At 73.5% G+C, this 24,601-nt stretch carries 26 protein-coding genes; 11 read left to right on the top strand and 15 right to left on the bottom strand.

Annotated features, from left to right (window positions below; genetic code table 11):
• Positions 1–9: 9 nt before the first annotated feature.
• The 7 genes from LCH29_RS03905 to LCH29_RS03875 all read right to left on the bottom strand — a co-directional run bounded on the left by LCH29_RS03905 (position 10) and on the right by LCH29_RS03875 (position 4,022).
• The gene (locus LCH29_RS03905) at positions 10–282 is read right to left on the bottom strand and encodes a hypothetical protein (protein WP_446460256.1); all 273 of its coding nucleotides are present in this window, start codon (positions 280–282) and stop codon (positions 10–12) included.
• Positions 283–428: 146 nt separating this feature from the next.
• On the bottom strand, positions 429–869 hold the full coding sequence (locus LCH29_RS03900; protein ID WP_446460255.1) for a hypothetical protein: 441 nt from the start codon (positions 867–869) through the stop codon (positions 429–431).
• A 152-nt stretch (positions 870–1,021) separates the two neighbouring features.
• The gene (locus tag LCH29_RS03895) at positions 1,022–1,381 is read right to left on the bottom strand and encodes an MmcQ/YjbR family DNA-binding protein (protein WP_446460254.1); all 360 of its coding nucleotides are present in this window, start codon (positions 1,379–1,381) and stop codon (positions 1,022–1,024) included.
• Positions 1,382–1,432: 51 nt separating this feature from the next.
• Complete coding sequence (locus tag LCH29_RS03890) at positions 1,433–2,209, bottom strand: GNAT family N-acetyltransferase (protein ID WP_446460253.1); 777 nt, start codon at positions 2,207–2,209, stop codon at positions 1,433–1,435.
• Positions 2,210–2,291: 82 nt separating this feature from the next.
• A complete protein-coding gene (locus tag LCH29_RS03885; protein WP_446460252.1) occupies positions 2,292–2,681 on the bottom strand; it encodes a roadblock/LC7 domain-containing protein in 390 nt (129 codons plus the stop codon).
• Positions 2,682–2,811: 130 nt separating this feature from the next.
• Positions 2,812–3,654, bottom strand: a complete 843-nt coding sequence (locus LCH29_RS03880) for a hypothetical protein (RefSeq protein WP_446460251.1) — start codon at positions 3,652–3,654, stop codon at positions 2,812–2,814.
• Positions 3,655–3,662: 8 nt separating this feature from the next.
• Positions 3,663–4,022 (bottom strand): hypothetical protein, encoded by a 360-nt coding sequence (locus tag LCH29_RS03875; RefSeq protein ID WP_446460250.1) that lies wholly within the window; start codon positions 4,020–4,022, stop codon positions 3,663–3,665.
• A gap of 162 nt (positions 4,023–4,184) precedes the next feature.
• Between LCH29_RS03875 and LCH29_RS03870 the strand changes: the two genes are divergently transcribed.
• Together LCH29_RS03870 and LCH29_RS03865 are read left to right on the top strand one after the other, a co-directional pair.
• Complete coding sequence (locus LCH29_RS03870; RefSeq protein ID WP_123107710.1) at positions 4,185–4,550, top strand: hypothetical protein; 366 nt, start codon at positions 4,185–4,187, stop codon at positions 4,548–4,550.
• Between the two features lie 9 nt (positions 4,551–4,559).
• A complete protein-coding gene (locus LCH29_RS03865; protein ID WP_446460249.1) occupies positions 4,560–5,219 on the top strand; it encodes a PhzF family phenazine biosynthesis protein in 660 nt (219 codons plus the stop codon).
• Between the two features lie 81 nt (positions 5,220–5,300).
• On the opposite strand, the gene LCH29_RS03860 is transcribed toward LCH29_RS03865, so the two are convergent.
• Positions 5,301–6,800, bottom strand: a complete 1,500-nt coding sequence (locus LCH29_RS03860) for a glycosyltransferase family 39 protein (protein ID WP_446460248.1) — start codon at positions 6,798–6,800, stop codon at positions 5,301–5,303.
• A gap of 108 nt (positions 6,801–6,908) precedes the next feature.
• Positions 6,909–8,393: a MocR-like pyridoxine biosynthesis transcription factor PdxR gene (gene pdxR / locus LCH29_RS03855; protein WP_446460247.1), complete on the bottom strand. Its 1,485-nt coding sequence runs from the start codon at positions 8,391–8,393 to the stop codon at positions 6,909–6,911.
• Between the two features lie 143 nt (positions 8,394–8,536).
• Here pdxR and LCH29_RS03850 point away from each other — a divergent pair, with 143 nt between their 5' ends.
• Positions 8,537–9,316: a methyltransferase domain-containing protein gene (locus LCH29_RS03850; RefSeq protein WP_446460246.1), complete on the top strand. Its 780-nt coding sequence runs from the start codon at positions 8,537–8,539 to the stop codon at positions 9,314–9,316.
• Here LCH29_RS03850 and LCH29_RS03845 read toward each other — a convergent pair.
• Together LCH29_RS03845 and LCH29_RS03840 are read right to left on the bottom strand one after the other, a co-directional pair.
• Entirely contained in the window at positions 9,288–10,217 is a 930-nt protein-coding gene (locus LCH29_RS03845) for a pseudouridine-5'-phosphate glycosidase (RefSeq protein WP_446460245.1), read from the bottom strand. The genes LCH29_RS03850 and LCH29_RS03845 overlap by 29 nt on opposite strands.
• Positions 10,214–11,386 (bottom strand): PfkB family carbohydrate kinase, encoded by a 1,173-nt coding sequence (locus LCH29_RS03840; RefSeq protein WP_446460244.1) that lies wholly within the window; start codon positions 11,384–11,386, stop codon positions 10,214–10,216. Before LCH29_RS03840 ends, LCH29_RS03845 begins: the two co-directional genes overlap by 4 nt.
• Before the next feature lie 171 nt (positions 11,387–11,557).
• On the opposite strand from LCH29_RS03840, the gene LCH29_RS03835 reads away from it, so the two are divergent.
• The 3 genes from LCH29_RS03835 to LCH29_RS03825 all read left to right on the top strand — a co-directional run bounded on the left by LCH29_RS03835 (position 11,558) and on the right by LCH29_RS03825 (position 14,172).
• On the top strand, positions 11,558–12,457 hold the full coding sequence (locus tag LCH29_RS03835) for an ATP-grasp domain-containing protein (RefSeq protein WP_446460243.1): 900 nt from the start codon (positions 11,558–11,560) through the stop codon (positions 12,455–12,457).
• Complete coding sequence (locus tag LCH29_RS03830) at positions 12,454–13,263, top strand: ATP-grasp domain-containing protein (RefSeq protein ID WP_446460242.1); 810 nt, start codon at positions 12,454–12,456, stop codon at positions 13,261–13,263. Before LCH29_RS03835 ends, LCH29_RS03830 begins: the two co-directional genes overlap by 4 nt.
• Before the next feature lie 150 nt (positions 13,264–13,413).
• Positions 13,414–14,172 (top strand): thioesterase II family protein, encoded by a 759-nt coding sequence (locus LCH29_RS03825; protein WP_446460241.1) that lies wholly within the window; start codon positions 13,414–13,416, stop codon positions 14,170–14,172.
• A 40-nt stretch (positions 14,173–14,212) separates the two neighbouring features.
• Here the strand turns inward: LCH29_RS03825 and LCH29_RS03820 are convergent, their stop codons facing one another.
• Positions 14,213–15,430: a DUF4032 domain-containing protein gene (locus tag LCH29_RS03820; RefSeq protein ID WP_446460240.1), complete on the bottom strand. Its 1,218-nt coding sequence runs from the start codon at positions 15,428–15,430 to the stop codon at positions 14,213–14,215.
• Positions 15,431–15,563: 133 nt separating this feature from the next.
• Between LCH29_RS03820 and LCH29_RS03815 the strand changes: the two genes are divergently transcribed.
• Entirely contained in the window at positions 15,564–17,054 is a 1,491-nt protein-coding gene (locus LCH29_RS03815; RefSeq protein WP_446460239.1) for an AlkA N-terminal domain-containing protein, read from the top strand.
• 3 nt (positions 17,055–17,057) lie between these two features.
• Here LCH29_RS03815 and LCH29_RS03810 read toward each other — a convergent pair whose 3' ends face one another.
• The 3 genes from LCH29_RS03810 to LCH29_RS03800 all read right to left on the bottom strand — a co-directional run bounded on the left by LCH29_RS03810 (position 17,058) and on the right by LCH29_RS03800 (position 20,041).
• The gene (locus LCH29_RS03810) at positions 17,058–17,447 is read right to left on the bottom strand and encodes a tautomerase family protein (protein WP_446460238.1); all 390 of its coding nucleotides are present in this window, start codon (positions 17,445–17,447) and stop codon (positions 17,058–17,060) included.
• A 59-nt stretch (positions 17,448–17,506) separates the two neighbouring features.
• Positions 17,507–17,983: a hypothetical protein gene (locus tag LCH29_RS03805; RefSeq protein ID WP_446460237.1), complete on the bottom strand. Its 477-nt coding sequence runs from the start codon at positions 17,981–17,983 to the stop codon at positions 17,507–17,509.
• Positions 17,984–18,106: 123 nt separating this feature from the next.
• Positions 18,107–20,041, bottom strand: coding sequence for an FUSC family protein (locus LCH29_RS03800; protein WP_446460236.1), 1,935 nt, complete (start codon positions 20,039–20,041; stop codon positions 18,107–18,109).
• 358 nt (positions 20,042–20,399) lie between these two features.
• Between LCH29_RS03800 and LCH29_RS03795 the strand changes: the two genes are divergently transcribed.
• The 4 genes from LCH29_RS03795 to LCH29_RS03780 all read left to right on the top strand — a co-directional run bounded on the left by LCH29_RS03795 (position 20,400) and on the right by LCH29_RS03780 (position 24,601).
• Entirely contained in the window at positions 20,400–20,597 is a 198-nt protein-coding gene (locus tag LCH29_RS03795) for a ferredoxin (protein WP_039940054.1), read from the top strand.
• Entirely contained in the window at positions 20,594–21,820 is a 1,227-nt protein-coding gene (locus LCH29_RS03790) for an NAD(P)/FAD-dependent oxidoreductase (RefSeq protein WP_446460235.1), read from the top strand. Before LCH29_RS03795 ends, LCH29_RS03790 begins: the two co-directional genes overlap by 4 nt.
• Before the next feature lie 79 nt (positions 21,821–21,899).
• Positions 21,900–23,366 (top strand): polyprenol phosphomannose-dependent alpha 1,6 mannosyltransferase MptB, encoded by a 1,467-nt coding sequence (mptB, locus tag LCH29_RS03785; RefSeq protein WP_446460234.1) that lies wholly within the window; start codon positions 21,900–21,902, stop codon positions 23,364–23,366.
• Positions 23,363–24,601, top strand: a complete 1,239-nt coding sequence (locus LCH29_RS03780; RefSeq protein ID WP_446460233.1) for a glycosyltransferase 87 family protein — start codon at positions 23,363–23,365, stop codon at positions 24,599–24,601. The genes mptB and LCH29_RS03780 overlap by 4 nt, the downstream gene beginning before the upstream one ends.

The following is a 24,601-nucleotide window of genomic DNA, read 5'->3' as shown; positions in this document are numbered from 1 at the left end:
GTCATGGCGTCAACGACACATACCCCACACATTGCGCCATGCGGTGCGCAGGGACCACAGGAACCCGGTGCGGCGCGGCGCCGGGGCGGGCGCTGCCGTACGGGGCGACCGGGCGGCACCGGGCGGCGCGCCCGTACGCGGGGTGGACACGGGGACGGCCTCGGGCGGCTCGACGGGGTAGGCGGCGGCGTCGGACTGAGCGGACTGGGTGGGGACGGTGGACCGGCGCGCGGCTTCGGCGCGCACCAGTGCACCCATGGCTGCGTAGACGTCGATAGGCATGTGGGGGCTCCTGCGGGGGGCGGACGGGGCGATGGGCTGATCCGGGGCAGGCCGTGGCGCACCCGCGCTCCACCCGTGCGGCGGCGCATACGGGAGATGCGGGGGATGCGGGAGGGTTACGGGATGCGGAACGGCCCGGGGCCCGCTCAGCAGCGCAGGACGACGTCCCGGGCGGGGAGCCTGCGGGGCGCGGCCTCGTCGGCGGAGCCGGACGGGGCGGTGCCCGCCGTACGGTCCGCGGCGCGAGCGCGGTCGACGGCGACGGCGAGGTGCAGGGGCGCCGTGGGGAGGGAGCGGTGGGAGCGGACCGAGGTGGCGCAGGCGCTCCCGGGATGACCGGCCGGGTGGCGGCCCAGCTCATGGGCCGCGCGGGCAGCCGGACGCGGAGCGGACCACTCGTCATCCTCCGAGGATGCGGAAGGGGACAGGACGGCGGGTCCGCAGTGGTTCGCGGAGGGCGGCGGCGGATGGACGGCGCCGAGGGAGAGCAGTCCGTGCAGCAGGGTGATCGCCAGCAGTGCGACCATCAGGACGGTGCACGGCCGAGCGGGGCCAGAGCGGCGGTTCGTCTCGCGGCCGTGCACCATGCGGCCTCCCTCACTGGTCTCCTTCCAGAGAACCGCGAAGAGCGGAAGCCAGCACTCCGATAGCCCGAAAGAGTCAGGCATTTCACCCGTGTCGGTTACCTCCTCGAACGCACATACCAGCACATTTCGAGGAGGTGGGTGCCGAGGAGGCGTCAGTCCGAGGCCGCCCCGCCGGACTCCGGCAGCGCGTCGAGCAGCGCGGTCGGCGCGGCCTGCCGCCAGGAGTCCACGAGGATGTCCCGCAGCTCATCGAGATCCTCCAGGGCGGCGAGCCGCACCCGCACCCAGGCGAAGCCCGCCTCGTGGTCGGCGATCCAGAACTTCTCCGGCTCGGCGAGCGCGAGTTCGTCCCGCTCCACCTTGGGGCATCGCACGGCCATCGAGGTCTCGTCCTCCGGGAGCGTGGCGAACATCTTCCCGGCGACCCGGAAGGTGGGCATGGACCAGGCGATCTTCTCGGTGGTCTGCGGCAGCGACAACGCGATCCGGCGGACATCGTCAGGCGTGATCATGGCATGACCGTAGAACACACCACTGACAACGCCACCGGGAACGCCGGGCGGCTAGCCTCCGTACACGTACGGCGTGGTGGTGGTCAGCGGCTCGAAGCCGAGCCGCTCCAGGATCGGGCGGCTCTGGTCGGACGCGTCGACCTGGAGATAGCGGTAGCCGCGCTCGGCGGCGATCCGGGCGCGGAAGGCGATCAGGGTCCGGTACAGGCCCCGGCCGCGCCACTCCGCCACGGTGCCGCCGCCCCACAGCCCGGCGAAGTCCGTATCCGGGGGCAGTTCCATGCGCGCGGAGCTCACCGCCCGGTCACCGGCCATGGCGACGACCGGCACGACCGTGTCCGGTGCCTCGCGCAACCGGCTGAGCAGCCGGTGCCTGAGGTGGCCGCTGTCGGCGCCGAACGCCCGCGCGTGGACGTCCACCATCAGCTCCACGCCCGCAGCGTCGGTGACCCGGAGCAGCCGGAGGCCCTCGGGGAGCTCGACGGCGGTGGGCAGGTCCCGCACCGGGGCGACCATCACCGTCTCCTCGGGCTCGGCGGCGAAGCCGGCCGCAGCGAGCCGCGCGCCGAGGTCGCCGGGCCGGTCATGGGCGTACAGCTTCCACTCGAAGGCGCGCCGCCGGGCGGTGAAGTGCCGTATCTGCGCGGCGATGGCCGCATCCGCCGTGGACGCGTCCAGATCCGACCAGCGGACGCCGTTCCAGTCGTCGGCGTCGCCGGTCTGACGTACCACCCCGTCCACCCGCTCGATCCGGGTCCCGGGGCCGTCGGGCTGCGCCCCCTGTCTCAGCTGCCGGTCGAACAGTTCGCGTACTGAGTCAAGGTCCATCCGGTCACCCCAGCACCGGGGGAAGGCACCCGCAACTGCTTTACCGGCGGGGTCACTTGACGGTCCGGGGCCGCCCGCGCCGTCAGGACAGCAGGCCGCCGAGGCGTTCCACGACGGCCGGGGCTTCCCGGCGCAGCGCGGTCAGGTCCAGGCCCTCGTCGCCGAGGATCACCAGCAGGGCCTGCTCGCCGACGGCCAGGACGACGCTGTAGCCGCCGTTGCACCGGGTGACCACCTCGCGCAGGCTGCCCAGCCCCACTTCGGCGGCGGACCGTTTTCCCAGCGCGAGGGAGGCCGCGGAGAGGGCCGCGAGGGACTCCGGCTGCACATTGGCGGTGTCGGCGGCCACCAGCAGTCCGTCCGTGGTGGCGATGATGCTCTCGGAGATGCCCAGAACCTGCCCGCGCAGACCGGTCAGTTCCTTGACGAGGTCGCCGGAGGACGCACCGGAGGCAGGTGGGGGGTTGGTCATCGGGGGTCCTCCTCGGACTCCGTCGGGGACTCGCCGTCGCTGCGGCTGTGAGCGGCGGCTGCGGGCTGCGGCTGTGAGCGGCGTGGTCGGCTGCGGCGGTGGACTGCGGGAGTCGCTGTCCGTCGCGGGATCAGCCGGTGCTCTCCGGCCGACGGTCGGCCGGGGTGCGTCTGGGGAGTCCGCCGCCGGTGCGGGCCGCGGGGCGCGGCGGCTCCGCCGCGGGGTCGCGGGGCGCGACGCGGGGCGCGGTGGCCGGGGGCTGCGGGGGCTCCGGCTGGATGAGCTGGAGCGCCTTCATACGGGAGATGTCGAGCATTACCGGATAGACGCCGCGGCCCAGCGCGAAGGCGATGTCCCGGGGCGAACGGCGTCCGTCGGCGCTGAGGAGGATGTCGCGGTAGCGGGCGGAGAGCCGCCCGATCCCGGCGGTGGCCCGGGCGGACGGCCGGATCCGCTCCTGGCCGAACTCCCGTACCGAACCGAGGGACTTGGCCAGCTGCCGCACCCGGCGGCTGGTCTCCTCGGTGAGCCGTCGGGGGTCGGTGCCCTCCCGGTGGCTGAGCCGGGGGCTCGGGGCCTCCCGGTCGACCTGCCAGCTGTCGGGGGTGCTGAGCGCCATGACGAAGGCGGCGTCGTAGAGGGCGCCCACGCAGAGGATGTCGAGTTCGGCGGCGCTGATGTGGCCCTGTTCGACGAGCGTCGCATCGAGCGGTCCGTCGGGCCCGGCCGCGGTGCAGGCGGCGTCCCACTCCGGTTCGCCGATCCGCCGGGACTTCAGCAGCAGCGCCTCCGCGGTGGGCGCGCCGGGCGTCTCGATCGCGCGGATCGCCCCACGGTGCAGATGGATCGTTCCACCGATCGCCCCGGCGACGGTGACGGCTCCGCTGAAACGATCCTGCTGGAGCGAGAGCAGCAGGCCGGGGACGTTGCGCGGCGACGCGCGGTGGCGCTGGTGCTCGGTGCCGTCGCTCATGTCAGCGCTCATGTCAGCACGGCCTTCGCCTGATCGGCCATGTGCCGCATGGCGAGGGCGAGATTGGTGCGGTCGCGGTCGGCCGAGGCGCACAGCAGCAGGGGGTCCTGGCCCCGCGGCACCACCTGGGTGATGTGGTGGGAGCGCGTACTGGTGACGACCACGCTCTCCAACTCGCCCACCGCACCGGCCTGGTTCAGCCGGTCGGCGATCAGACTGACCGTCTCCGCCAGTTCCTCGCCCTGGCCGACCGCGGAGGCGTCCCCCACCGCGGCGTAGTGGAGGCCGGTGACCGCGTCCACCAGACGGACGCCCACCACTCCCGGAGACGCGAGCGCTCCGGAGAGCGCCGCTTCGGCTGCGTTCACCTGTGACCTTTCGCTGCGTACGATCAGGCACGTTAGTTTAAGCATCATCTTGCACAACTTGGACCACTCGGCTACTCGTTATGGTTCCCGAGCTATCGTCTGGCGACAGCTTCGGTACCAACGGGACGATGGGCCCGGCGATCAGCCACGCGAAGGAAGCACATGAACATCGAGAGCGCCCTCAAGGAAACGATGGCCATCGACGGGGCCCTGGGGGCCGCGCTCGTGGACTACGAAAGCGGCATGTCGCTCGGGACGATCGGCGGGGGCCAGGAACTCGACCTCGAAATCGCCGCGGCGGGCAACACCGAGGTCGTCCGGGCCAAGGTCCGTACGCTCGCCACGCTCGGCATCACGGACGGCATCGAGGACATCCTGATCACGCTGGGCACGCAGTACCACCTCATCCGGCTGATCTCCGGCAGCCATGGCTCGCTCTTCCTCTACCTGGCCCTGGACCGGTCGCGGGCCAACCTGGCGCTCGCCCGGCACGGGCTGAAGCGCATCGACAACGAACTGACCGTCTGACCCCGGGCCATGACGGATCTCGACGTCCTCAGGGTCTTCTGCGGGCCCCGCGGCCACGGCGGCAACGAGCTGGGCGTGGTACGCGACGGCAGCGCCGTCACCGGTGAGCGGGCGCGGCAGGAGCTGGCCGCCCGGCTGGGCTTCAGCGAAACCGTCTTCGTCGACGACCCGGAACGCGGCGTCGTCGACATCTACACCCCGAGCGTCCGGCTGCCCTTCGCGGGCCATCCGCTGGTGGGCGTCGCCTGGCTGCTGGACCTCCCCGAGCTGCTGCCGCCCGTCGGCGAGGTCCCGGCCCGCCAGGACGGCGAGTTCACCTGGATCGGCGGCCACCCCGCATGGGCGTCCGGGCGGCGCACCCAGCGGTACGCCTCCCCCGCCGAGGTCGACGCCCTCCCCTCGCCTCCGGAGGGCGAGGGCTGGCTGTACGCATGGGCCTGGCAGGACGAACCGGCGGGGCGGGTGCGCGCCCGCGCCTTCCCGCGCCGCGGCGACGGGATCGTGGAGGACGAGGCCACCGGCGCCGCAGCCCTGGTGCTCTCCGGTGAGCTGGGCCGCGCCCTGAACATCACCCAGGGCGAGGGCTCCCAGATCCTCACCAGCCCCCAGCCCGACGGCTCCATCGAGATCGGCGGCCGGGTCGCCCTCGCCGAGGTCCGCTCGCTGTGACCTGAGGGGCGCCCTCGCCCGTCAGCACGCGTCGGCACGCATCAGTACGCGTCAGTACGCATCAGGGCCCATCAGCGCCCATCAGTAGAAGTGGCGCAGCCTGGGCCAGAGTTCGGGCCAGGGGCGGGTGGTGCCCGTGCACAGCACGACCGCCGCGTGCTGTTCCTCGTTGTCCACGCCGAGGTGGTTGTCGACCCGGGCCACCGGGCGGCAGCCGGTGAAGTGGCGGGTGAGGCGGTCGTTCCCGTCCTGGTGGACCAGCAGCACCGGGCCGTCGGCGGAGCCCGGGGGCGGGCCCCAGTCGGCGTAGCTCATATGGCCGGAGTACGGGCGGGGCAGCCCGCGGCCCGGACCGTAGCGGGTGAGGGCGCCCGCCTGGCCGTAGTTCTCGGTGAAGATCACGGCGCGGTCGCGCCGCGCGGCGGGGATGCGGGCCCAGCCGGTCTCGACGGCGTCCACCAGGGCGGGCCAGCCGATCTGTTCGCCCTGCTCCCGGTTGACCGCGTTCACCACGGACAGCGCGCCGGGCGGCAGCAGGGGAAGGGACACCACTGCGCTCATGGCGGCCGAGACGGCGACGGCCGCCGCCACCACCGCCACCCGGGCGGTCCGGGTCATCCACCGGGCCACCGGCTCGCAGCCCGCCGCCAGCAGGACGAGGAGCAGCGGGAGCGCGTAATACGGTTTGCCGCCGGTCAGCAGCACCACCACGCACAGCAGCGGGTACGCGAGGGCCATGGCGCGGGCCGGCCGCAGCGCGGGGTCGCGCCGCAGCCGCCGCCAGCCCACGATCCAGACGGGGACGAACAGCGGGGAGAGATAGACGATCTGCTGCGGGACGAACATCAGCCGGTTCTCGGCACCGTCGTCGGAGCTGATCCCCTCGGCCACCGTCAGCTGCGGCCAGCCGTGTTGGGCCTGCCACCACACGTTCGGCAGGGCGACGGCCGTCGCGACGGCGGCGCCCGCCAGCAGCCGGCCGTCGCGCAGCGTCCGTCGCGGCCCGGTCGCGAGCACGGCCGCCAGAAGGACGGCGATCAGCAGCACCACCAGGTACTTGTTCAGCAGGCCGATTCCGGCGACGGCTCCGACCGCGAGCCACCACCGACCGTCCCCGGTGCGCAGCGCCCGCAGCACCAGCAGACAGATCAGCACCCAGAAGAGCAGGTCGAAGGTGGTCGTGGAGACCATGTGCCCGGTGCCCAGGACGATGCCCGAGGCGGCCGCGCAGCATGCCGCCAGCAGCTGGGCCGCGCGGCCCCCGCCCAGCTCCCGGGCCAGGGCGGCGACCAGGACGACGACGGCGGCGCAGCCGAGGGTGGCGGGCACGCGCAGCCCGGCCGGGCTGTCGCCGAAGAAGGCGGTGGCCGCCCTGGCGAGCAGCGGGGTCAGCGGGGGCTGGTCCACGTACCCCCGGGCCGGGTGGTCTCCGGCGGCCAGGAAGTACAGCTCGTCACGGTGGTAGCCGTAGCGCCCGGAGAGCGCGGTCAGCACCGCGGCGACGGTGGCGGCGACGGCGAGGACCGGGACGGCGGCGAAAGGCGCGGGCGCCGGTGCGGGCCGGTGGTTCGTCGCGCCCATGGCACACCCCCCGGGCGTGCGGCGCCCCCTGCGCCGTCCGGCCCGCCCGCAGCGTATCGGCGTGCCGCCGCGCCCCGCACCCGGAACGTCGTCGTCCGGCGGTCTGCCTCAGGACAGGGTGCGCAGTGCGTCGCCGAGGACCGCCACGCCTTCGGCGATCTCCGTGACCGTGCGGGCGGCGTAGCCCAGGACCAGGCCGGGCGGGTGCGGGAGCTGACCGTGCCAGGACAGGGGCTGTGCCTTCACTCCGCGGGCGAGCGCGGCGGCGGCGAGGTCGGTGTCGGCGAACCCGGCGTCGAAGGTGACCATCAGATGCAGTCCCGCCGCGGCGCCGTGCACCGTCGCGTCCGGCAGCCGGGTGCGCACCGCGTCGATCATCGCGTCCCGGCGGCGGCGGTGGCGGGTGCGCAGCAGTCGCAGCTGACGTTCCATCGCCCCTGACTCCATCAGGTGCGCGAGCACCAGTTGGGGCAGTGCGGCGTTGCCGAGGTCGGCGTAGCGCTTGGCCTCGACGATGGCGTCGCGGTACGGGGGCGGCGGGATCATCCAGCCGATGCGCAGGGCGGGGGCCAGCAGCTTGGACACGCTTCCGACATACGCGACCCGTTCCGGCAGCATCGAGCGCACGGCCGGGACCGGGGGCCGGTCGTAGCGGTGCTCGGCGTCGTAGTCGTCCTCCACGATGAGCCCGCCCGCGTCGGCCCAGCGCGTCAGCTCTCGGCGCCGGTGGCCGCCGAGCACCACGCCGGTGGGGAACTGGTGGGCCGGGGTGACCAGGACGGCGGGCGCGCCCTGGGCGCGCAGCGCGTCGACCCCGATCCCGTCGGCGTCGACCGGGACCGGCGGGGTGTCCAGCCCCGTGTGGCGCAGGTGCTGCCGGACCCCGAGCGATCCGGGGTCCTCCACGGCGATCGCGCGGATGCCGTCGTCGCCGAGCACCTGCCCGAGCAGCGCGAGGGCCTGGGTGGTGCCCGCGACGACCACGATCTCGTCGGGCTCGGCCCTGATCCCGCGGTTGCGGGCCAGCCAGTGGGCGATGGCGAGCCGTAGCGCCGGGGTGCCGCGCGGGTCGCCGTAGCCGAAGTCGGAGGCGGTGAGGGCGGCGAGAACGGTGCGCTCGGCGCGCAGCCACGCGGCGCGCGGGAACGCGGTGAGGTCGGGGACACCGGGGGACAGATCGATCCGGGCCGGGGCAGCGCGCAGCACGTCGAACACGTCCGCGCCGGGCTCGGTGGCGAACGGGCCGCCCGGCGCCGCGGCGGGGGCGGGCTTCCGTACGGGCGCCCGTGCCGTCACGGGAGCGGCGACCACGACGGTGCCGCCGCGGCCGCGACCTGCGACGTGTCCGTCCTCGGTGAGCCTCCGGTACGCCTCGGTCACCACGCCCCGGGACACGTGCAGCTCGGCGGCGAGCACCCGGGTGGCCGGAAGCCTGCTCCCGGCCGGGAGCCGTCCGTCCCCTATCGCGCGCCGGAGCCGCCGGGCCAGCCAGTCGGCGAGCCCACCGGGCGGCGCGTCGCCGAGGTCCAGCTGGAGGAAGTCGGCGCCGGGCGCTTTGGACCTGTCGTTGGCGCCTTCATTGGACCTGTCCATCGGACCATTGTGACGCCAGGATCGACGCGTGCGACGTGATGGCGGGAACCACGGGTGAGGGGCGCGGGATGACGGCGACCGGCGATGTTCAGAGTGATGTCCAGGGCTATGTCCACGGATATTCGGATCGGGAGGCTCAGCGGTTGGGCGATCAGGCCGACGTCCTGGCGGAGTTGCTGCACACCGGCACGGCCTATCCGCCGGGGAGCCGGGTGCTGGAGGTGGGGTGCGGAGTCGGCGCCCAGACGGTACATCTGGCCGCGAACAGCCCGGGGGCGCGGCTGGTGGCGGTCGACGTCTCCGATGCGTCGCTCGCGCAGGCCCGCGCGCGGGTGGCGGCCCAGGTGCCCGGGGCCGATGTCGCGTGGCATCGGGCCGATCTGTTCGATCTGCCGTTCCCCGATGCCGCCTTCGACCATCTCTTCGTGTGCTTCGTGCTGGAACACCTGCCGGACCCGCGGAAGGCGCTGACCGCGCTGCGGCGGGTGCTGCGGCCGGGCGGCACCGTCACGGTCATCGAGGGGGACCATGGCTCGGCGTTCTTCCACCCGCACAGCGCCTTCGGCCAGGCGGCGATCGGCGTGCTGAACCGGCTCCAGTCCGAAGCGGGCGGAAACGGCCTGATCGGACGGGAGTTGCAGCCGCTGCTGACCCGTGCCGGATTCCACGACGTCACGGTCCGGCCGCGGACCGTCTACGCCGATGGGACCCGGCCGGGCCTGGTCGAGAGTTTCACCCGCAACACGTTCATCGCCATGGTGGCCTCCGTCCGGGAGGACGCGCTGGCCGCGGGCCTGTCCACGGCCGGCGACTGGGACCGGGGCATCGCCGATCTGCACCGGACCGCGGCCGCGGACGGCACCTTCCACTACACCTTCTTCAAGGCCGTAGCGGTCAACCCGCCTCTGCCGCCGCGTAGTTGATGGCGATGCGCGCGCCGAGCCGGGCGTTGTTCTTGACGAGCGCGATATTGGTGCGCAGGCTCTCGCCCTTCGTCAGCTCCACGATGCGGCCCAGCAGATAGGGCGTCGCGTCCTTGCCGCCGATGCCCGCCTCCGCCATTTCGGCGAGGGCCTGCTCGATGATGCCGTCGATCCGCTCGGCGGGGATCTCGTCCGCCTCCGGGACCGGGTTGGCGATGCTCAGCCCGGCCGGGAGGCCCAGGTCCCACTGGGCGCGCATCACGGCGGCGATCTCCTCCGGGGAGTCGGCCCGCAGCGGCGAGGCGAAGCCGCTCACCCGGGAGTAGAACGCGGGGAAGTCGTCGGTGCCGTAGGTGAGCACCGGAACGCCCAGCGTTTCCAGGGTCTCCAGGGTGAGACCGATGTCGAGGATGCTCTTCACCCCCGCGCTGATGACCGCCACCGCGGTGGTGGACAACTCGGTGAGGTCCGCGCTGATGTCGAAGGACTGCTGCGCCCCGCGGTGCACCCCGCCGATGCCGCCGGTGACGAAGACCCGGATCCCGGCGAGCGCGGCGAGCCGCATCGTGCTCGCCACGGTGGTCGCACCGTGGCCGCCGCGCGCCATGACATGGGCCAGGTCGCGCACGCTGACCTTGCCGACGTCGGGGTCGGTGGCGAGCAGTTCCAGATCGGTGCGGTCCAGTCCGATGCGCGGGGTGCCGTGGAGGACGGCGATGGTGGCCGGGACCGCGCCCTCGGCGCGGATGATGGCCTCGACCTCGGTGGCCATCTCGACGTTCTGCGGATACGGCATGCCGTGGCTGATGATCGTGGACTCCAGCGCGACCACGGGCCGTCCGTCGCGCAGGGCCTCCCGGACCTCCTGGTTGAGGGTCAGCCGGGGGTGGGGAGTGGTCATGTCGTCCTCCGCGGTGGGGCGGTCGCTGCGTCCTCGACGAGGCGCGGGGTGAGCGCTTCTTCGACGAGGCGCGGGGTCAGATCGGGTCGTACGGTGGCGGTGGTCGCCACCGTCAGCGCGGCGGCGGCGTGGCCGTAGCGGGCGGCGGCCACGGGGCCCTCGCCGGTGAGCAGGGCGTGGACGAACGCGCCGAGCATCGCGTCACCGGCGCCGGTCACGTCCTGGACCACGGCCGCCGGCGCGTCCAGGAAGGTGACGCCCTCCTCGGCACCGCTCAGCAGGGAGCCGCGCTCGCCGAGCCGCACCCACACGTACTGGACGCCGCGCTCGTGCAGCACGGCCACGGCCTCGGTGACCCGGCGGTCGTCGCCGGTGTCGCGGAAGGTGTCGCGGAAGGTGTCGCGGCCGGTGAGCGCGCCCAATTCGGCCACGTTCGGAGTGACGGCGAAGACCGGGCGCCCGGCGGCGAGCAGCGGGGCGAGCAGCGCCGCCTTGGGCACGCTCACCGGGTCGACCACCGTCTGCACCCCGGAGGCGCTCGCGATGTCCAGCGCGTAGGCCAGCGCCGACGAGGAGAGGTTGCCGTCGAGCACCAGCATGCTCGCGTTGCCCATGAGTTCACGCGCGGGCTGGAGGTGCTCGGGGCCGAGCCCGTCCGTGGCGGCCATGTCGGCGACGGCCACGGCCAGTTCGCCGTCGGCGTCCAGCACCGCCGTATAGGTGCCGGTGGGGTGCGCACCGCGGTGGACGTGGTCGATCCGCACCCCGGTGGCCTGGGTCTCGCTCAGCAGCCGCTCGCCCGCCGGGTCCTGGCCGACGGCGGCGATGAGATGCGTCGGGGTGCCCAGCCGGGCCAGGTTCTCCGCCACGTTGCGGGCCACCCCGCCGGGGCTGGTGTGGGCGTGGCCCGGATTGCTGGTGCGGTACGCGAGTGGCGCCAGGCTGCGCACCTTGACGTCGACGTTGGCGCCGCCGACGACCACCACCGCGTGCTCCTGGCGGAGGATGTAGCCGCGCCCCAGGATGGCGCCCTTCTTGCCCAGGTTGGACAGATGGACGTTGACCGCCGCCCGGGTGGTGCCGAGGGCGTCGGCGATCGCCTGGGCCCCGGATAGGGGGTCCCGGCGCAGCAGCGCGAGAACTTCCCGCTCCCGCCTGGTCAGCATCATGCTCAGGACAATAAAGGAACTTTAGCCGAATAAACAGAGCCCGTCGCCGGACCAACGGGGTGGGGCAGGAAATGGCGGGAGAACGCGTGATGACATCCTGAGGGTCCACGGCTTGCCGGACCCGCTCGGCGGCAGCCCGGGTGATGTGTCCGGTGATGAGGAAGAAGACCGATGAGACTCTGCTTTCTGGTGGAGGAGCGCTATCGCCATGACGGAATGCCGCAAGAGGTGATCCGTCAGCTCACCGCCTGGGGCCATCAGGTGGACGTCCTGCGGCCCGGCCGCTCGCTGCTGCGGATATCCGACGCGATACGGGCCGGAAGCCATGACGCCTGGGTGCTCAAGACCGTGTCCGGCGGGCCCGGTCTGACGCTGCTGGAGGCCGCGGCCGCGGTCGGGCTCACCACCGTCAACGACGCGCGGTCCATCCGGGGGGTGCGGGACAAGGCGCTGGCGGCGGCGATCGGCCGCAGCCGCGGCCTGCCGGTGCCGACCACCTACGCGGCGGCCTGCCCCGAGGCGCTGGCGGAGCTGCCGGAATCGGAGTTCCCGCTGGTGGTCAAGCCCGCGGACGGCAGCTCGGGGCGGGCGGTGCGGCGGGTGGAGTCGCCCGGCCAGTTGGCGGCGCTCGGCCCCGAACTGGCCCGCGAGGGCATGCTGATCGCCCAGCCCTATGTGCCCAACTCGGGCATCGACCTCAAGGTGTACTGCGTCGGCGGCGAGTTGTACGCGACCGAGCGCGGCTCACCGCTCGGACCGGACCGGGGCGTACGGGGGCGCCGGGTCACGCTGTCCCCCGAAGTGGCCGCGATCGCCGCCGAGGTCGGCGCCGTGTACGGACTCGACCTGTACGGGGTGGACATCCTGCTCGGGCCGCACGGCCCGGTGGTCGTCGACGTGAACGACTTCCCCAGCTTCAAGGAAGTTCCGGACGCGGCGGCCCGGGTGGGGCGCGCGGTGCTGGAGCTGGCCCGGCGGGGCGCCACCGGCCCCGGGAACGACACCGCCGCGGTGCCCGTTCCCGTACGGGTGCCGGTGCAGATGCCCGCGACGGTGGGAGGCGCCGGATGAGGGTCGGTCTCATCACCGCCGACCCGGACCATCAGCTCCTCGCCGACACGGCGGCCCTGCTGAGGCCGCGTCATGAGGTGGTCGCGGTCGATCCGGAGGCCGCGGACGTCCCCGGCGAGCTGTCCGACGTCTACCTGCTGAAGGCGCGTACGCCGCGGGCGCTGGCGCTGGCCCGGTCCCTGGAGGCGCGCGGCGCGGCGGTGGTGAACTCCGCCGCGGCCACGGAACTCTGCCAGGACCGGACGGCGATGGCGGCGCTCGCGCTGCGGGCGGGGCTGCCGTTCGCGGAAACCCGTACGGTGTCCGCGCTCGGGCGGCTCGACCCGGCGCGGCTCGGGTACCCCGTGGTCGTCAAGAGCCGCCACAGCCGCCGCCACGATCTGGTGGCCCGGGTGGACGACCCCGTACGCCTGGCGGAGCTTGCCGCCGCATGGCCCGACGAGCCCGTGGTGGTCCAGCACTTCACCCCCAACGACGGCTGGGACCACAAGCTGTGGGTCGTCGCGGACACGGTGTTCGCCGCGCTGCGCACCTCCGAGCTGTCGGTCGGCAAAAACGGCCGCCTGACCCTGCCGCTGCCCCTGGACGATCTGCCGCCCGGATGGCTGGATCTAGTCCGTCGGGTGGGTTCGGTGTTCGCGCTGGAGGTGTACGGGGTGGATGTGCTGCGCGGGCCGGACGGCCCGGTGATCGTGGACATCAACGCGTTCCCGGGGGCCCGGGGGCAGGCGGGCGCACCGGAGGCGCTGGCGGCCCTGACGGTGCGCGCGGCCGGCCGCAGACCCGCCGTAAGGGTGCCGCTGTAGGGGCAGCACCTCATCAACGCGTCCGAAAAATAGGGGTTGTAGCCGTTCGGGCGGACCCGGCAGGCTTGTATCCGAGTGTGCGCGCGAGCGCGCGCTGCCGAACCAGCGGCAAGAACCAATGGTAAGAATCAGGGCACGAAAGGACGTCAGGTGACCGCAAACCCCACCGGCACCAGTCTGTGGATCAGGCAGTTCCATCCCGCGCCGGACGCGACGACGCGACTCGTCTGCCTGCCGCACGCCGGCGGATCGGCCTCCTACTACTTCCCCGTGTCGAAGGCTCTCGCGCCGGCGGTGGACGTACTCGCCATCCAGTACCCGGGCCGACAGGACCGCCGTACCGAGGAGTGCATCAGCACCATCGGCGAACTGGCCGACGCGCTGGTGCCCGAGCTGCTGCCGTACACGGACAAGCCGCTCGCGCTCTTCGGGCACAGCATGGGCGCGACGCTGGGCTTCGAGGTGGCGCTGCGCCTGGAGCAGAAGGGCGTGGTGCCGGTGACGCTGTTCGCCTCCGGGCGGCGCGCGCCGTCCACCCACCGCGACGAGTCGGTCCATCTGCGCGACGACGACGGTCTCATTGCCGAGATGCAGGCGCTCAGCGGCACCGATTCGCAGGTCCTCGGGGACGAGGAGCTGCTGCGGATGGTGCTGCCGGCGATCCGCAGCGACTACAAGGCCGTGGAGACCTATCGCTACACGCCGGGCCCCAAGCTCGCCACGCCCATCCATGTCCACGTGGGCGACAGCGACCCCAAGGCGACGGTCGACGAGGCCCGCAAGTGGGGCGAGCACACCAGCGGCGGGTTCGAGCTGCACACGTACCCCGGTGGCCACTTCTACCTGAACAACGAGGCGCCGCGGGTCATCGCGTCCATCTCGCAGACCCTGTCCGCGCTGCGGCCCTGACCCGCACCGCGGCACACGGCTCGTCCTCTCCGCCCGCCGGTCACCCCGGCGGGCGGCCGCCACCCAGGACGTTGCGGGTGTAGTCCTCGGCGGCTGCCTCCAGGCCCACGTCGCCCTGGCACCGTTCGGCCAGCAGCCAGCGGTGTTCCAGCACCTCGTAGTAGATCTGCGCGGTGTCCGCCGAGCCGCGCAGCTCCAGGGGTACGGCCCGCACCGTCGGCCGGAACTTGTCGCGCACCCAGCGGTGGGCCAGCACCTCCGGGCGGGCGCCCAGCGGATCGCCGGGGGCGTAGTCGTCCTGGGTGGCCATCCACGCCTCCAGGTCGTTCAGCAGGCTGCGGGCCTGGTTCTCCTCCGCGTCGAGACCGGTCAGCCGCAGCAGCTGGCGCTGGTGGTGGCCCGCGTCGACCACCTTCGGCAGGAAGGTGACCGTGTCCCCGTTCGGTGAGCGCTCGATCTGCATCTCGGCCACGTCGAAGCCCAGGTCGTTCAGGCGCCGCACCCGCCGGTCGATGTAGCGGCGCTTGGCCACCGGATAGACGGACTGCCGGGTCAGCTCGTGCCACAGCGCGGTGTACCGCTCCTCGATGGCCTGGCCGAACAGCACCGGGTCGACCGAGGGGTGCAGGGAGCCGCTGGCCTCCAGGTCCATCAGCTCCCCGGCGATGTTCACCCGGGCCACCTCCACGTCGTACTCCCGCTGCCCGCTGGTGAGCTTCGGCTGGATCTGCCCGGTCTCGGCGTCCACCAGATACGCGGCGTACGCGCCCGCGTCGCGCCGGAAGAGGGTGTTCGACAGCGAGCAGTCACCCCAGGCGAAACCGGCGAGGTGCAGCCGCACCAGCAGCACGGCGAGCGCGTCGAGCAGCCGCTTGATGGTGCTGGGCCGCATGGTCGTCTCGAACATCGACCGGTACGGCAGCGAGCCCTCCAGATGGCGGGTGACCAGCACCGGCTCCAGAGGTTCACCGTCCCCGTCGGTCCGCCCCGTGACGATCGCGAGCGCGTCCACGGCCGGAACGGCGAGCCGGTCCAGGTCGCGCAGCAGCCCGTACTCGCGCACCGCTGCCCACTCCCCGACCTCCTTGACGGCGACCACCTCGCCGCCCGCCTGCGCGAACCGCACGACGTGGCGGGAGATGCCGCGCGGCAGGGCGACCAGATGCTCGTCCGGCCACTCCTCCAGCGGTGTGTGCCACGGCAGATCGAGGAGGGATGCCGGATGCTCGGGCGAGGTCGCGGTGATCTGGAGCTCCATGACTCACCAGTGTGCGGCACAGGGTGCGCCATCTCGACACTCGCGCCCGCTTCCGGTTGCCTGTGGAGGAGCTGAGCGTCATGTCCGTTTTCCGCCAGCGCATCGCCCCGGGATGGCGCACAGTAGGGGTGTGATGAGCGAAGACAGCATGTACGAGGCGGTATGCAGCCGTGATGCGCGCTTCGACGGGGAGTTCTTCTTCGCCGTCGCCACCACCGGGATCTACTGCCGCCCGAGCTGCCCGGCGACCACGCCCCACCGTAAGAACGTGCGCTTCTTCCCGACCGCGGCCGCGGCGCAGGGCGGGGGGTTCCGGGCCTGTCGGCGCTGCCGTCCCGACGCGGTGCCCGGCTCCGCCGAGTGGAACGCGCGGGCGGACGCCGTCGGGCGGGCGATGCGGATGATCGGGGACGGCGTGGTCGACCGCGAGGGGGTGGCCGGGCTTGCGGCGCGGCTGGGGTACAGCGCCCGGCAGGTGCAGCGGCAGTTGGGCGCGGAGCTGGGCGCCGGGCCCGTCGCGCTGGCCCGCGCCCAGCGGGCCCACACCGCGCGGATACTGCTCCAGACGACCGACCTTCAGGCCGCCGAGATCGCGTTCGCGGCGGGGTTCGCCAGTGTGCGGCAGTTCAACGACACCATCCGAGAGATCTACGCCGCCACCCCGACCGAGCTGCGCGCCGCCCGCCCGGGCAGGGCCTCCCGGTTCGGGCCGGTGGGGCGCCGGGCGCAGGCGTCCGCCTCGGCCGGGGTGCCGCTGCGGCTCGCCTACCGCGGCCCGTACGCCACCGCTGAGGTGTTCGGCTATCTCGCCCGTCGCGCCCTCACCGGCGTGGAGGAGGTCGTGGGCGACCCGGGCGAGCGCACCTATCGCCGCAGCCTGCGACTGCCGCACGGCAGCGGTGTCGTGGAGGTCGACGAGCGCCCCGGCGACGGGTGGCTGGAGTGCCGGCTGCATCTGACCGAGCTGCGCGATCTGACCACCGCCACCCAGCGCATCCGCCGCCTGTTCGACCTGGACGCCGATCCGTACGCGGTCGCCGAACGGCTGGGCGCCGACGCCACGCTGGCGCCCCTGGTCGCGGCCCGGCCCGGGCTGCGCTCGCCGGGCGCCGCCGACGCGCATGAGCTGGCCGTCCGCGCCGTACTCGGCCAGCAGGTGTCGGTCGCCGCGGGGCAGCGGCTGGGCAACGCGCTGGTCGCCGCGTACGGAACGCCCCTCGCGGAGCCCAGCGGGGGGCTCACCCACCTCTTCCCGGACGCCGACGCGCTCGCCGACAGCCCGCTCACGGACCTCGGCATGCCGGAGAGCAGGCGCGCGACCCTGCGCACCCTGGCCGCCGCGCTCGCCACCGGCGCGGTGCGCCTCGACACCGGCGCCGACCGCGACCGGACCGAGAAGGAGCTGCTGGCACTGCGCGGCATCGGTCCGTGGACGGCCGGTTACATCCGGATGCGGGCGCTGGGCGACCCGGACGTCCTGCTGGAAGGGGATGTCGCGGTGCGGGCCGGGGCGAGCCGGGCCGGGGCGTTCCTGGAGGACTCCGAGGGCTGGCGGCCGTGGCGTTCGTACGCCATGCACCACTTCTGGAACGTCCCGAAGGCCGCCCCGGCCGCCCTGGCGTGACCCTCAGTCCGAAGGCGCGTACTGGGCCGCTCCATAGCCGAAGGACCAGTCGATGGACGTGTTCTCGGTCAGGGTGATGAACACGTTGCGCGGCTCGGTCCCCGCGTACTCCTGGGCGAGTTCGGCGATCCGCCGGTACAGGGCCCGCTTCTGGTCGGGGCTGCGCCCGGAGCGCATGGTGATCGCGATGTACACGATGCCGTCGTCGCGGGGCACGCCGAGGTAGTCGTCGTAGGCCAGGGTGCTGGTGGTGCCGTCGTGGCTGGTCAGGACCTGGAACCGGTCGTCGGGTGGGAAGCCGATCGTCTCGGTGAGGGCGTCGTGCACGGCGCGGCCGAGCGCGTCGAGCCGCTCGCCGTCGGCCCTCAGCGCGTCGATGCGGACGAATGGCATGGCGGGCGGTTCTCCTTCGGTCGGGCCTGGCAGGTGACTGTACATACTAGTAGGTACAGTCAGTGGCGCCGAGGCCCGGCACCCTTCCGGGCACGGAACTCGGACACATAGCCCGCGCCGACGATCAGCACCGCACAGGACAGCAGGAGCAAGAGGGTCGTCCAGTTCATCCACACGTAGTCGGTGTCGCCGGCGTAGGTGGTGCCGTCCTCGCGGACGCAGTCGAAACGCAGCGGCAGATAGGAGGACCGGTGGTGGGAGAGGTGCCGGACCGTGTCCGCAGCGAAGCCGTCACGGCATGCCGGAGCGGGACTTGAGTCCGCGCCGTTGCCGGTCTCCTGCTCGGACGCGAGAACGCCGAAGAGCCCGAGGGAGTAGATGGATGCCGCCGCGAAGGCGGCCAGCCCCGCGGCACGCCGCATCAGATGCTCCGGCCAGGGCTCGGGGCGGCCCGGGAACGCCATCGCGACGACCCCGAGCAGTGCGATCAGCGCCCCGAGGGCACAGGTTGCGGAGATACCGAGACCCACGATCACGCCTGCGCCACCTGCCGTCTCCGGAGCGGGGAGGTACTCATCCGGCAACCCCACCAGGTCCGGACCCGACCGGCTGTGGTGGAAGCCACGCCTCCCGTAACAGCGGTGTCACAGGCGCGGTGCCTAGCGCGAGGCCAGTCGGCGGGCCCTGCGCAGCCCGGCGGTGACGTCCGCGAGGGTCGCGCAGTCCGTCACCGCCGCCCCCGCGGGCAGGACCAGGTCCGTCGGAGGACGGCGGGCGGCGACCGCGTCGGCGAGGTCGGACAGGCCCGCGCGCAGCCGGGCGGTGAGTTCCGCGTCGGGGTACGGCGCGCCCTGGTCGAGCCGGACCCCGCACGCCGTGGCGGCGTCCACGATCTCCTCCAGCGCGGAGACCACCGGCGCCCACGCCGCCAAGTCCCGCCCGAACGGCGGGTGTTCGGCGCTCGCCACCTCCACCGCGCGGCGCGCGTCGGCCAGCGCGCGGTAGGCCTCGCGGCGCAGCCGCAGCCGCTCGGCGTAGGGCGCTTCGGCGGTCAGCACCCGGTCCAGGTGGTCGCGGGTGGCGCGGACGGCGAGGGAGAGGCGGACGGACACCTGGGCGCGCGGGCCGCCGAGCCCGGGCAGGGCGCCCGCGGCGAGCACGACCACGCAGGCGAGCAGGGTGTCCGTGAGCCTGGTGTAGCCGGGGTCGGTGTCGCCGCCGAGGTAGACGAGGGACAGCAGCAGCGGGGTGAGCACCGCGGTCTGGAGCGCGAAGTGGCGTACGGAGACGGGGATGAGCGCCGCGCACACCGCCGCCACCGCGACCGGCCACAGCCCGAGCACTCCGGTCATCGGGCCGAGCAGCGTGGCGAGCACGCCGAAGACGGCCACGCCCAGCGCCGTGCCGAAGGCGCGGGAGAGGGCGCGCGAGACCAGCGGGCCCATGTCGGGCTTGACCAGGAAGGTGGCGGTGGCCGGGAGCCAGTACCAGTGGTCGCTGGGCATCAGGCGCGCCAGCACGGTGGCCACGCCGACGCACAGAGCGACCCGGGCCGCGTACTCCCGTCCGGCCGGGCCGAGCATCCGGCGCAGCCGCTGCCGGGGGCCCGGGCCGACGGCGCCGACCGGGGGCGCGGGTTCGCCGTCGAAGACGCGGGCGGCGAGCACGACCGCCCGGTGCACGGCGATGCTGCCCGCGGTGCTGGGTTCGGGGGCGGGGAGGCGCCCCGGGGGCAGTCCGGTGCGTACCGAGCGGGCGAGTTGAGCGGGGGTGCGGGCGACCCGGGCGGGCAGGGGTTCGTTCTCCCACAGCAGGGTCAGCACCGCTTCGCTCAAGCCTCCGGCCACCGCGAGCCGGTCGCGCAGCCGCCGTTCCTCCTCGTCGGGGCGCTGCCAGGGGATGCGGTGGGCGTAGAGGGCTTCGTACGCGGTGTCGTACGCGGAGGTCAGCCGGCGCCGCGCGGCCTGGGCACCCTCGGTGCCGACGACCGTCATCAGCTCGCCGAGCGCGTCGTACACGGCGGCCACCGCGCCGCGTTCGTCGGGCCCGGGGGCGGCCGCCGGGCGGAACCGGTGGACCATGGGCAGCAGGGAGGCCATCACGATGACCCAGGTGGCGCCGACGAGCAGCATCGCCGCGCGCATCGGCGGGGGTTCCGGCAGTGGCATTCCGGCCCCGACCACGCCGAGCACCATCAGCTGCACTCCGGCCGCCGAGCACACAGGACCGACGGCGCTGAGAGCGCCGGAGAGGAGCCCGATGGTGGCCAGCGCGAGGGCGATCCACGGGCCGAGCCCGAGCGCGCCGAGCCAGGCTCCCATGAAGAGGCCGAAGGCGCCCGCGAGGGCCGGGAGCCCGATGCGCACGGTGCGGGTGCGGCGGGTGGCGGGGCGGTCGTTGATGTGCGCGAACATCGCGCCGAGGCCCGCGGTCACCCCGGCGGGCGTGTTGCCGGTGGCCACTCCCGCCGCCACCACCGGGCCCACGCCGAGCGCTCCGCGCAGCACCGCGGGCCAGGGCACGGGGCCGCGCAGGGCCCGCACCCCGCGCAGGGGGTGCGTCAGCCAGTCGGGCAGGGCGGGAAGGGCGCGCAAGGAACCTCCGTGGATCCGGGGCGGGGTGGGGTTGGCCTCTTCGACGGTACGTGAGCCGGGCAGAGCTTTCGTAACCTGTGTGTTTCCGCCATGTGAGCCAGGGGTGATGGACAACCGGCGAGGCCGGAAGCGCGACTCCGGCACTCGCCGATGACCTGCCGATTTCGCATTTTGACCGGGTTTATACGCGGCACCGATCCGTCCGTGCACATGCCAGGCTCATATGTGCCCCTCATTGGCCATCTTTGAACTCAGCGTGTTGTGCTGTGCACACAAGGCCAACTAGCCTCCGTGTCGCCGCCACCAGAACGGTCGTTTACGCATCGCCCGACCCGACACCCCAAGCGTGGAGAACTCCGTGCACGTGACGTTAGATCAGGACAGATGCGTGGCCTCCGGCCAATGCGTGCTCGCCGCCCCGGAGGTGTTCGACCAGCGCGACGACGACGGTGTGGCCGTCCTCCTCGACGACCTCCCGGCGAGCGGACTGCACGGCGAGGTGCGCCGGGCCGCCGCCGTCTGCCCGGGTCTGGCGATCGCCCTGGCCGAGTCGTGAGCAGCCCGGTAAACGTGGTCATCGTGGGCGCCTCGGTGGCGGGGCTCACCACCGCCGTCACCCTGCGTTCGCTGGGGTACGGCGGGCGGCTCACCCTGATCGGTGACGAGCCGCACACTCCCTACAACCGGCCGCCGCTTTCCAAGCAGATCCTGGCGGGCACCTGGGAACACGACCGGATCAAGCTGCGCACCGACGAGGAACTGGACGCGCTCGACGCGGAGCTGCTCTTCGGCAGGTCCGCCACCGGGCTCGACACCCTCGCCGAACGGGTCCTGCTGGACAACGGCGACAGCGTCCCGTACGACAGCCTGGTCATCGCCACCGGGGTCACCCCGCGCAGCCTCCCCGACGCCCACCACCTGGCCGGGGTGCATCTGCTGCGCACCCTCGACGACGCGCTCGCCCTGCGCGACGACCTCCAGCGCAGGCCCACGGTCGCGGTGGTCGGCGCGGGGTTCCTGGGCGCCGAGGCCGCCGCTGCGGCCCGCCGGATGGGGCTGGACGTCACGATGATCGATCCGCGTCCGGTGCCGATGCGCCGCCAGTTCGGCGACCGGATCGCGGGGCTCGTCGGACAGCTGCACCGGGACAACGGCGTGTCCATGCGCTGCGGCACCGGGGTGACCCGGTTCCTCTCGGCCGGCGGCCATGTCACCGGGCTCGAACTGACCGACGGCACGGTGCTCAACGCCGATCTCGTCGTGGTCGCCATCGGCGCGGAACCGTCGGTCGACTGGCTGACCGGGTCCGGGCTGTGCCTGAGCAACGGCGTGGAGTGCGACGCCGCCTGCCGGGCGGTGCCGGGCGTCTACGCGGCCGGTGACGTCGCCTCCTGGTACAACGAGCACTTCGGCGCCCGCATGCGGCTGGAGCACCGGCTGAACGCGACCGAGCAGGCCCAGGCGGTCGCCCGTAACCTGCTCGGCGACGACGTTCCGTTCGCCCCCGTACCGTACTTCTGGACCGACCAGTACGACGCCCACATCCAGGCGTACGGCATCTTTCCGGCCGACGCCGAACTCGCCGTGCTCCACGGCGAGCTGGACAACCGCCACTTCGTGGTCGCCTACGGCCACCGGGGGCGGGTGGTGGGGGTGCTGGGCTGGAACAGCCCGCGTGAAGTGCTCAAACTGCGCCAGCTGGTGGCCGACAAGGCGCCGTGGTCGTCGATCGGTGGCAACGCGCCCCCGGTGGGCGTGCTCGCCGGGGCGGGTGGGTGACCCGGCCGACACCTCCCGGTCGGCCGCCGGTGACCGCGACGTCACGTTTCGGCCATACGTCGCGGCAAGTGTGGGGCGGGTGCTGGTCCGTCGTGTTCTCGTCCAAGGTGTCGCCATCGCTCCGCACCACTGCCGGCTTCTCGGGTTCGCGGGCTCGGTCGCCCTCGCCGCGGGTGGCGCGACGGCCGGAGCGCTGCCCGTGGGGGATGCCCTCACCCCGGACTCCGGAAGAGCCGCGCTCGGCCTGGTCAGCACCTACTTCGGGCTGGTGTTGCTGGTGGCGGCCTGGTGGTGGCTGGGGCGCGAGGTGCGCGGTCCGCGGCCGCCCGGGGTCCGCAGCCTGCTGGTGACGCTCGCCACCTGGGCGGCCCCGCTGCTGCCCACTCCCCCGCTGTTCAGCCGGGACGTCTACAGCTACCTCGCCCAGGGGGCGATGGTGCACGCGAACATCGACGTCTACACCCATGGCCCGGTACGGCTCGGCGGGCCGATCGCGGCCGAAGTGGCGCCGGTGTGGCAGCACACGCCCACCCCGTACGGACCGGTCTCGCTGGCCTTCGAGAGCGCGATCGCCCACGCCTCGCGCGCCGAACTCCCCCTGGGTGTCTTCGGGTTGCGGCTGATGGCGCTGCTCGGGGTGGCGCTGATGGTGCTCGCCCTGCCCGTGCTGGCCCGCCGCTGCGGCACCGACCCGGGCGCCGCGCTGTGGCTGGGCGGGCTCAACCCGCTGTTGCTGCTGCACCTGGTGGGCGGGGCGCACAACGACGCGGTGATGCTGGGGCTGCTGGGCGCCGGGCTGGTGGCCGCGACCGGCCGGTGGCCCGCCTGCGGCGCCGTCCTGGTCACGCTCGCCGCCCTGGTCAAGGCGCCCGCCGCGCTGGGGCTGCTGGCGGTGGCCTCGCTGTGGGCGCGCCGGATGACGGGCCGCGGACGGCGTGTCGGCGTCTTCCTCGCCACGGCCGCGCTGGCGCTCGTCACCACGGGCGTGGCCACGGCCGTCACCGGCACCGGCTACGGCTGGATCGGGGCGCTGTCCACCCCCGCGTCCGCCGGCAACTGGGCGCTGACCAGCGCCCTCGGCCGGGCCACCGGCGCCCTGCTGCACGCGCTCGGCAGCGGGCTGGCGCCGCTGGCCACCCCGGCGTGGCACGCGCTGGGACTGCTCGCGACCGCGGTCGCGGTGGTGGTCGTCTGGCTGCGGCCACCACGCCGCGGGCCGCTGTACGCGCTGGGGCTGAGCCTGACGGCGGTGGCCGTGCTCGGTCCGGCGATCCGGCCGTGGTATCTGCTGTGGGGGCTGTTCCTGATCGCCGCGGCCGCGCCGAGCGGCGCGGTGCGCCGTGCGGTGGCCGGGATGAGCGGGGTGCTCGCGCTGGCCGTGCTGCCCAGCGGCTTCGCCCCGGACTCCCGGCAGTTCACCTTCGCGGTGTGCGGTGGCGCGCTGGCGCTCTGCGTGCTGTGGTGCGCGCGGTGGGCGCCGGGGTTCCCCGCCGGGCAGGGGCTGGCCCCGGCGAAGGGCGCGCACTGGCCGGAGCGTTCGGCATGACGGGGCCCACCACGACCCGCGGACAGCTGCTGCTGGTGGCCGGGCTCACCACGGCCGTGGCGCTCTTCCTGGCCTACGTTCCGCTGCACCGGGACTGGTTCGACCTGGGCGTCTACTACGGGGCCGTCGGCCAGTGGCTGCGCGACGGCCACATCTACGACTTCACCACGCCCGGGGCGGACGGGGCGGACTACGGCTTCACCTATCCGCCGTTCGCGGCCCTGTGCATGCTGCCGATGACGCTGCTGAGCTGGCCGGAGGCGGTCGGCGTCAGCATGCTGCTCAACGTGACCGCCTCGGCGGTCGTCCTGACCTGGCTGATCGGGCCGGTGGTGCGGCGGCAGGGCTGGAACATGTGGTTCGCCCTCACCGTGGCGGCCGCGCTGTTCTCGCTGCTGGAGCCGGTCCGGGACACCTTCAGCTTCGGGCAGGTCAATCTGCTGCTGCTGGTCCTGGTGCTGCTGGACGCCCGGCTGCTGGCCACCGGGCACGGCCGCTTCGCCGGGTACGGGACCGGCCTGGCCGCCGCCATCAAGCTCACCCCGGCGATCTTCATCGTCTATCTCGTGGTCACCCGGCGGTGGCGGGCCGCCGCCGTCGCCACGGCCACCGCGGTGGGCGCCACGCTGCTGGCCGTGTGCGCGGCGCCCGGCGCTTCCCGGGTGTACTGGACCGAGGCGCTGTGGGACACCGACCGCATCGGGGTGCTGTCGTACGTATCGAACCAGTCGTGGGAGGGCGTGCTGGCGCGGCTGGTGGCCCCGGTGGAGCCCAGCGGGGCCGTCTGGGCGGCCGGGGTGCTGGCCCTGCTGGCGGTGTGGGCGTACCGGGTGCGGCAGGCGGCCGCCGTGGGCGACGAACCGGCGGGCTACGCCCTCACCGGGATCGCCGCCTGCCTGGTCAGCCCGATCACCTGGGTGCACCACCTGGTGTGGCTGATCCCGGCGCTCATCGTGCTCGCCGAGTCGGGGCTGCGCCCTGATACGCCACCGCAGCGGCGGCGGACGCTGCTGCGGAGCGCCGCGGTGATCTACGTGATCCTGTGCAGCAGCCTGGTGTGGCTGTGGCGGTTCGACGCCACCGGCGTGATCGGCTTCCTCGGCAGCAACGCGTATGTGTGGATCTGCCTCGGGCTGCTGCTGGCGCTGCCCCTGCGGGAGGCGGCGCCCGGTACGGCCCCGGCGCCCGCCCCGGCACCGCGATCGGCCCCCACCGGGCGCCCGGCGACGGGATAA

This window comes from Streptomyces sp. BRA346 (genome assembly GCF_052851135.1).
The sequence above is the reverse complement of the archived record's forward strand: the minus strand, read 5'-3'. Positions and strand labels throughout refer to the sequence as shown.

Excerpts from the sequence above, each read along its gene's own strand:
- LCH29_RS03905 (WP_446460256.1), bottom strand. The coding sequence starts at position 282 with ATGCCTATCGACGTCTACGCAGCCATGGGTGCACTGGTGCGCGCCGAA.
- LCH29_RS03900 (WP_446460255.1), bottom strand. The coding sequence starts at position 869 with ATGGTGCACGGCCGCGAGACGAACCGCCGCTCTGGCCCCGCTCGGCCG.
- LCH29_RS03895 (WP_446460254.1), bottom strand. The coding sequence starts at position 1,381 with ATGATCACGCCTGACGATGTCCGCCGGATCGCGTTGTCGCTGCCGCAG.
- LCH29_RS03890 (WP_446460253.1), bottom strand. The coding sequence starts at position 2,209 with ATGGACCTTGACTCAGTACGCGAACTGTTCGACCGGCAGCTGAGACAG.
- LCH29_RS03885 (WP_446460252.1), bottom strand. The coding sequence starts at position 2,681 with ATGACCAACCCCCCACCTGCCTCCGGTGCGTCCTCCGGCGACCTCGTC.
- LCH29_RS03880 (WP_446460251.1), bottom strand. The coding sequence starts at position 3,654 with ATGAGCGACGGCACCGAGCACCAGCGCCACCGCGCGTCGCCGCGCAAC.
- LCH29_RS03870 (WP_123107710.1), top strand. The coding sequence starts at position 4,185 with ATGAACATCGAGAGCGCCCTCAAGGAAACGATGGCCATCGACGGGGCC.
- LCH29_RS03865 (WP_446460249.1), top strand. The coding sequence starts at position 4,560 with ATGACGGATCTCGACGTCCTCAGGGTCTTCTGCGGGCCCCGCGGCCAC.
- LCH29_RS03860 (WP_446460248.1), bottom strand. The coding sequence starts at position 6,800 with ATGGGCGCGACGAACCACCGGCCCGCACCGGCGCCCGCGCCTTTCGCC.
- pdxR (WP_446460247.1), bottom strand. The coding sequence starts at position 8,393 with ATGGACAGGTCCAATGAAGGCGCCAACGACAGGTCCAAAGCGCCCGGC.
- LCH29_RS03845 (WP_446460245.1), bottom strand. The coding sequence starts at position 10,217 with ATGACCACTCCCCACCCCCGGCTGACCCTCAACCAGGAGGTCCGGGAG.
- LCH29_RS03840 (WP_446460244.1), bottom strand. The coding sequence starts at position 11,386 with ATGATGCTGACCAGGCGGGAGCGGGAAGTTCTCGCGCTGCTGCGCCGG.
- LCH29_RS03835 (WP_446460243.1), top strand. The coding sequence starts at position 11,558 with ATGAGACTCTGCTTTCTGGTGGAGGAGCGCTATCGCCATGACGGAATG.
- LCH29_RS03830 (WP_446460242.1), top strand. The coding sequence starts at position 12,454 with ATGAGGGTCGGTCTCATCACCGCCGACCCGGACCATCAGCTCCTCGCC.
- LCH29_RS03820 (WP_446460240.1), bottom strand. The coding sequence starts at position 15,430 with ATGGAGCTCCAGATCACCGCGACCTCGCCCGAGCATCCGGCATCCCTC.
- LCH29_RS03815 (WP_446460239.1), top strand. The coding sequence starts at position 15,564 with ATGAGCGAAGACAGCATGTACGAGGCGGTATGCAGCCGTGATGCGCGC.
- LCH29_RS03810 (WP_446460238.1), bottom strand. The coding sequence starts at position 17,447 with ATGCCATTCGTCCGCATCGACGCGCTGAGGGCCGACGGCGAGCGGCTC.
- LCH29_RS03780 (WP_446460233.1), top strand. The coding sequence starts at position 23,363 with ATGACGGGGCCCACCACGACCCGCGGACAGCTGCTGCTGGTGGCCGGG.